The organism is Allocoleopsis sp., from assembly GCF_036703385.1.
GTDB lineage: Bacteria > Cyanobacteriota > Cyanobacteriia > Cyanobacteriales > Coleofasciculaceae > Allocoleopsis.
In genome coordinates this window covers 1-7513 of record NZ_DATNPA010000728.1, presented here as the reverse complement: position 1 = coordinate 7513, position 7513 = coordinate 1, and the positions used below count along the sequence as shown (strand labels likewise).

At 44.1% G+C, this 7513-nt stretch carries 3 protein-coding genes; 2 read left to right on the top strand and 1 reads right to left on the bottom strand.

Annotated elements, in window-relative coordinates; all coding sequences use genetic code 11:
* Positions 1-2709 (bottom strand): serine/threonine-protein kinase PknK (locus V6C93_RS34365; RefSeq protein WP_333481185.1); only part of this gene is annotated, 2709 nt, incomplete at its 3' end.
* A 470-nt stretch (positions 2710-3179) separates the two neighbouring features.
* Here V6C93_RS34365 and V6C93_RS34360 point away from each other — a divergent pair.
* Positions 3180-5546, top strand: coding sequence for a response regulator (locus V6C93_RS34360; protein ID WP_333481184.1), 2367 nt, complete (start codon positions 3180-3182; stop codon positions 5544-5546).
* 222 nt (positions 5547-5768) lie between these two features.
* Positions 5769-7340, top strand: a complete 1572-nt coding sequence (locus V6C93_RS34355) for an NAD(P)H-quinone oxidoreductase subunit N (protein WP_333481183.1) — start codon at positions 5769-5771, stop codon at positions 7338-7340.
* The last annotated feature ends 173 nt before the right edge of the window (positions 7341-7513 follow it).

Here is a 7513-nt window from a genome sequence, read left to right as displayed (position 1 = left end):
CGAGGGTTCCTTTCCTCTCAAAATTGAGGCAGTTTCCTCCAGTCCCTGCTCTATATCTGACGGATTCGGTTTTTCGGGAAACTCCACACCCAAAAGCTTTAAGATTTGTAGTGCCGTATTAATTGCTTCTAGCAGCTTACTTTGACCCACATAGGCTTGAATCTGCACTTCGTATACCTTTACTTTATCCAGTAGCGAAGTGGCGCGGTTTTGCACGACCCCAATAAAGTTCTGCATCAAGTCAAAATTACCGCTTAAGAACGCTACCTCTGCGGCTTCTTCATGCAGTGCCAAGGTCTGTTCATACTGATGGTTCCAGCTATGTTCTTTCAACAGTCTTAAACCCACTTGTAAATATTCGGTAGCCGCTGCATGAGCCGCTGCTGCTTTGGCTTTCTGTCCAGCCATTAAGTTAAGTTTGGCGATTTCAGTTCGTTCCGATTCATCGCTAATTAGTTCAATTCCCAAGTTTAGATGATCGACGATTTCAAATATCTTTTCTAGCAGTGCCTCTGACGCAGTTTTTTGCCAGAGTAAACGACCAATTTGCAAGTGAGTCACTTGCTTATAACTCTCATCAATCAATGCATAAGCAGCTTGTTGCACGCGGTCATGGAGAAACTTAAATTCCGAACTAACTAGATGTGTATCGATGATGTCTTCTGGTATGATTTTCAAGCCAGAAATAGGTAATATTAAGCCTTCCTGAATTGCTCCCCAAAGATGGCGATACGCTACTACTGCCGATCGCTTGTAGATAATCGAGAGAGTTTGTAAGTCAAACGTGTTGCCAACACAAGCCGCCAACTGCAAAACCTGCTGTGTAGAGTCAGGCAGTTTTCGCAACTTCCGAATCATCAACTCCACAACATTACCAGTAATACCCATCGCTTCAATGTTTGAGATATCCCATTGCCAAAAAGCTTGGCTGTCTTGGGATGGGGGGGTAAACGTTAACAGGTTTTCCTGATACAGAGTTTTGAGAAATTGATTAACAAAGAAAGGATTGCCCGAAGTTTTCCTGATGATTAGTTCGGCTAAGGGTTTGACGGCAATGGTATCACTGTGTAGTGTGTCAGCAATTAGGTTCCTAATATGGTCAAGTGCTAAGGGAGCTAAGGTGATGTTATTAATAATGACACCTTGGGAACGAAGCGAATCAAGAGTAATCATTAAGGGATGCGTCCGATTAACTTCGTTATCTCGATACGCTCCGATAAACAATAAATAACCCGTTTCTGCATCTGTCATTATCACTTCTAATAATTTCAGTGTGGCAGAATCAGCCCACTGCAAATCATCTAAAAAGATAACTAAAGGATGCTTTTGGGAGCAGAATACGCGGATGAAGTTCTGAAATACTAAATTAAAACGGTTTTGTGCTTCGGTTGGCGCTAGTTCTGGAGCAGCTGGCTGCTTACCAATAATGAGTTCTACTTCCGGAACTACATCAATAATGACTTGTGCATTTGTAGCAAGGACAACTAAAAGCTTTTCTTTCCATTGGGCGAGTTTTGATTCACTTTCAGTTAGTAGTTGCTTCACTAATGATTGAAAAGCATTGATGAGAGCCGAGTAAGGAATATTACGTTGAAATTGGTCAAATTTACCGGAAATGAAGTAGCCCCGCGCTGCGACAATTGGTTTGTGAATTTCATTCACTAAAGAAGATTTACCAATTCCGGAGTAGCCGGAAATAAGCATCATCTCGACCCCTCCTTTCCCCTGCCTACCAAGGGGAGGTTGAGGGGGGTTACTGATTCGCTCAAAGGCATCCATCAACAGACTAACTTCCTGTTCGCGCCCATACAGCTTTTGCGGAATCAAGAATTGACTAAATAAATCCAACTCTCCCACCTTAAAACGAGAAATCTTGCCAGATGTTTGCAGCATCTTTAAACAAATTTCCAAGTCAGCTTTAATTCCTAGCGCACTTTGATATCGGTCTTCTGCTGTCTTGGCAAGTAATTTCATCACAATGTCAGACACCGCCTCTGGAATTTCTGAATTTATAATGTGGGGTGATACTGGTGTTTTAGCAATATGACAGTGAACTAATTCTAGGGAGTCAGTTGCTTGAAAGGGTAGCTGTCCCGTCAACATTTCATAAAAGGTAACGCCTAAGGAATAAAAGTCAGTGCGGTAGTCAATTGAGCGGTTCATCCTCCCAGTTTGCTCAGGCGACATATAAGGAAGGGTACCTTCGAGCAAATTGGGATTACTGATGCTTTGGTTTTCTTTCGACAGGTGTGATGAAATACTAAAATCTATAATTGTAACTTTAACTATTTTGAGATTTATCAGAATATTGTGAGGTTTAATATCTTTATGAATAATATTGTTTTGATGGAGCTGGGCTAGCGTTGAAGCTAATTGAATAGCAATATGCAAAAACTGACTTAGCTCGAACTTTTGACTAGTGATAAAGTTTTTCAGCGTTTCTCCGCCAAAGTCTGGCAAAATTAACGCCAGACCGTTTTGATAGCTCTCTAAAGCTATAGGTTTAACGATTTCTTCGATGTCTAGGGCTTGGAGTAGTTCATACTCATGTCTTAATCGAGTAAGTTCTTCTAGAGTGGGATACTCAGCTTTAAGAGTTTTAATAATTACCGAGGCTGGTTCTGATTCTCTCGAAGCACGATAAACACGGGTCGTGGCACCTTCATAAAGGGTTTCGATGAGATTGTAGCCGACAATGGTGATACTCATTTTGGTCTTTTGAGCGGATGAGCTTGGTAGGCATCAGCTATTGGCTTCTACCGATGACAAGTTCTGGCGTTGCTAATTTAACATGCTGACACTCTCTTCGTTTTCCACAGCCATTCAATCTCCGTGTAAATCCAGCGTTTTTAGCACTCGCCAGCCCAATTTTCATGCTTAAATCCTCCCTATCTGACGGGTATGTTGGAGTGATACATTACTTTCGATTACGAAATTTTACTTTCAGTTACACAATCAGTCTATACCCCAGACAGAGGAAAAAACTGATGTTATTCCTAAAGTCAAAGAGGGGAACTTGTACAGTATTCACCAACCCCTTCAATCTCCAAATGTAAACACGCTCAAGTATTAGTAGAGGAGTAGGATAAAATGGGTGTTGTTTGTGGCTAATCTCCGCTAAATCGGTAAAGTTTTTCAAAGAAATGAGTTAGAAAGTTATAAAAAATTAAGAGGTATTAATGAATTTTAATACTATAGAAAAAACTGTCATTTTAGTCGTCGATGACACTCCTATAAATCTGGAAGTTTTGCTCGATTTATTAGAAGAATCTGACTTTAAAGTTGTGGTAGCTGAAGATGGGGAAAGTGCAATGGAAATGGCGGAATATGCCCCACCCAGCTTGATTCTCTTGGACGTACTGATGCCAGGAATAGATGGTTTTGAAACTTGTCGTCGATTGAAAGCGAATTCAGCCACTCAAGATATTCCTGTAATTTTTATGACTGCCCTGACAGAGAAGGTCGATAAGGTCAAAGGGTTGAATCTTGGGGCAGTGGATTACATTACCAAACCGCTAGAGCATGAAGAGGTTTTAGCCCGCGTTAACATCCACCTGCGCTTGCGGCACCTGACGAAAAGACTCACAGAGCAAAATGAACGATTACAACAAGAAATCTCTGAGCGCAAGCGAGCGCAAGAGGAACGAGAGCAAGCGTTTACAGCACTGCGGCAAAGTGAAGCCCGGTTTAGGCGATTGGTTGAATCCAATATCATTGGGATTATTTGCACAGACCTTAACGGCACTATCACCGATGCTAACGACGCCTTTCTACAAATGGTGGGATACGATCGCGTCGAACTACTAAAAGGAGATTTGCGCTGGGACGAAATGACTCCATTAGAATATCGCGGTTTGGATGAAAGGGCGATCACAGAATTAATCCCTTCTGGAGTTTGTACCCCCTACGAGAAGGAATTCATTCGCTCGGATGGGACGCGTGTTCCTATTATGATTGGAGGCGCTCTTCTGGAGGAGTCTCAACAGAGTGCGGTCGGTTTTGTCCTCGATCTGAGCGATCGCAAGATTGCCGAACAGAAAATCCGCGAACAAGCTGCTCTGCTCGACATCACGACAGATGCAATTCTTGTGCAAGATTTGAACAAGCAAATCCGATTTTGGAACGAAGGAGCTGAACGCCTGTATGGATGGAAAGCCCCAGAAGTGATGGGCAAAGATATTCATGAGCTTCTGTATCGACGGGAAACCTTAGATCAACTCGAACAGAGCTGGAAAAGTCTCGCTGAGTGTGGCTCGTGGCAAAGTGAGTTGTATCAATTCACCAAAGAAGGCAAGGAGATCATCGTTGCCAGTCGGTGGACATTAGTGCGCGATGAAAATGGGCAGCCCAAATCCATTCTTACGGTCAACACCGATATTACAGAGAAAAAACAACTCGAAGCACAGTTTCTCCGAACCCAGCGAATGGAGAGTCTTGGAACCCTAGCTAGCGGTATTGCTCACGACCTCAACAATGCGCTGACACCCATGATGATGGCAGCTCAACTTCTGGAATCCAAACTCCCAGATAAACAGAGCCAACAGTGGCTTTCGATACTAGAAACCAATGTGAAACGTGCAGCAGATTTAGTCAAACAAGTGCTGTTATTTTCACGAGGAGTCGCTGGTAAGCACATTCCCTTAGAAGTAGCCTACTTAATTAAGGAAATTGAGAAAATTGTTCAACAGACATTTTCCAGAGCCATTAAAATTCGTAGTGAGCTCCCTACACAAAACCTTTGGATGATCTCTGGTGATCTCACTCAGTTACACCAGGTTCTCATGAACCTATGCGTTAATGCTCGTGACGCTATGCCAGATGGAGGTACCCTCCAGATTTCTGCCAGAAATTTCTGGGTTGATGCCCACTATGCTCAGATGAATATCGAGGCTAAGGTTGGCCCTTACATTGTGATTACTGTATCTGATACAGGGATGGGGATTTCTAAGGAAATAATCGATAGAGTTTTTGAGCCCTTTTTTACAACCAAAGAACTGGGCAAAGGCACAGGACTGGGTCTTTCAACCGCGATTGGCATTATCAAAAGTCACGGTGGTTTTGTTCAGGTATTAAGCAAAGTGGGACAAGGGACGCAATTTCAAGTGTACTTACCTGCAACGCCAACAACTAAGATTGATTGTCCATCAGACAATCACGATGAATTACCCAGGGGGCATGGAGAATTAATTTTTGTGGTCGATGACGAAGATTCAATTCGGAACATTACTAAAACCTTACTAGAAACCTATGGCTACCAAGTTTTGGTAGCTGGTGACGGGATTGAAGCGATCGCTCTGTATACACAACATCAGGATAAAATTAGTGTTGTGTTGATGGACATGATGATGCCGAATATAGATGGCCCAACGACGATCGGCATCTTACAAAAACTTAACCCACAAGTCAAGATTATAGCCATTAGCGGGCTTGTCTCGAACCATAAAATCGGTCAATTTCTAGGTAATAGCGTTAAAACTTTCTTGCCAAAGCCCTACACATCTGATGAATTGTTGAGAAACTTACAGCTCGTTCTCAGCATAGACTGAAAATTAGAGTCGATTCGCACAGAGTTACATTACAAAACTAAGTTTGTTCTTCAGAATCAACAACTTCAGAATACTAACAATGATATGGCTACTCAAACACACGAGTACCACCTGACACAGCCATCTAGAGCAAACTTGGCTGCTCAAGCGATGGCAATCACCGATATGATAAGAACGTTAATGTTGAGACAAACATAACCATAGACAATACCAATAGAACCTATGGATTTTGCCACTATTGCTGCCCAGCTTAATGCTGGGATAATTTTGCCAGAGGGAATTATACTAGTTACCCTCGTGCTGGTTTTATTGATTGACCTGATTTCGGGGAGAAGCGCAGCTCAGACATTGCCCTATGTGGCGATTGGCGGTCTTCTTCTTGCCGTAGTCGCTCTGTACTACCAATGGGATGTTGCCGACCCCATCGCCTTTTTAGGGGAGTTCAACGGCGACGCCATGAGTATAGCGTTTCGCGGCATCATCGCCCTGTCAACGGCGGTCACGATTTTGATGTCGATTCGCTACGTGCAGCAAGCTGGCACGTCTTTAGCGGAGTTTATCGGCATTTTGCTCAGTGCGACCTTGGGGGCGATGTTCCTGTCGGGAGCCAATGAGTTGGTGGCGATTTTTGTCTCTCTCGAAACGTTAAGTATTTCATCGTACCTCTTGACAGGTTACATGAAGCGTGATCCGCGTTCCAATGAGGCGGCGTTGAAATACTTGCTGATTGGGGCATCGAGTTCAGCCGTCTTTCTCTATGGCGTCTCGTTGTTATACGGTTTGTCTGGAGGAGAGACGAACTTAAATGCGATCGCCACAAGTGTGGCGACATTACAAGCCGGTCAATCCCTAGGAATTTTAATTGCGTTAGTGTTTGCGATCGCAGGGATTGCCTTTAAAATCTCAGCGGTTCCCTTCCACCAATGGACACCCGACGTTTACGAAGGGTCTCCCACTCCCGTGGTTGCCTTCCTCTCCGTCGGTTCCAAAGCCGCAGGTTTTGCTCTTGCCATTCGTCTGATGACCACCGCCTTCCCCTTGGTGACCGAACAATGGCATTTTGTCTTCACCGCACTAGCCATTTTGAGCCTGGTTTTAGGAAACGTTGTCGCCCTGACTCAAACCAGCATGAAGCGGCTGTTAGCCTATTCTTCCATCGCTCAAGCTGGGTTTGTCATGATTGGTCTCATTGCCGGGACAGACGCCGGTTACGCCAGCATGATCTTTTACCTGCTGATTTATTTATTCATGAACCTGGGCGGTTTTATCTGCGTCATTCTCTTCACCCTGCGCACGGGAACTGACCAGATTAGCGAGTACGCCGGTCTGTATCAGAAAGACCCACTCTTAACGTTGGGCTTGAGCATTTGTTTGCTCTCTTTGGGGGGAATTCCGCCTCTCGCTGGATTTTTCGGCAAAATCTACTTGTTTTGGGCTGGTTGGCAAGCAGGACTGTATGGTTTAGTCATACTTGGTTTGCTGGCGAGTGTGGTTTCGATTTACTACTACATCCGCGTGATCAAGATGATGGTCGTAAAAGAGCCACAAGAAATGTCCGACGTTGTGAAGAATTACCCAGAAGTTCGGTGGAATATTCCTGGGATGCGCCCCTTGCAAGTGGGTTTAATCCTGACAGTCGTTGCCACCTCTCTGGCAGGGATTCTATCTAATCCTCTGTTTGATTTGGCGAACAATTCTGTTACCCGTACTCCAATGTTGCAACAAGCGCTGATTAGAGCTGAGCAACCTGCCGTTAGCGTTCAGCCAATTCAGGAGGTAGAGGCCAAAATTTAATAGTGAACAGTGAGTAGTAAACAGTTGGTCACTGTTTTAAGACTTTCTACCTTTTTCCCCTGTGGAGACTCCCGTTATATCCTCGCCTTCGCTCCGGGTAGGGTGGGCGCGTTCTGAAGCTTGTAAGCTCAGTAAAGCATTGGTTGAAACGGTGAGAGGACATGGGGGAATTT

Coding starts and splice junctions, on each gene's coding strand:
- V6C93_RS34360 (WP_333481184.1), top strand. CDS start 3,180: ATGAATTTTAATACTATAGAAAAAACTGTCATTTTAGTCGTCGATGAC.
- V6C93_RS34355 (WP_333481183.1), top strand. CDS start 5,769: ATGGATTTTGCCACTATTGCTGCCCAGCTTAATGCTGGGATAATTTTG.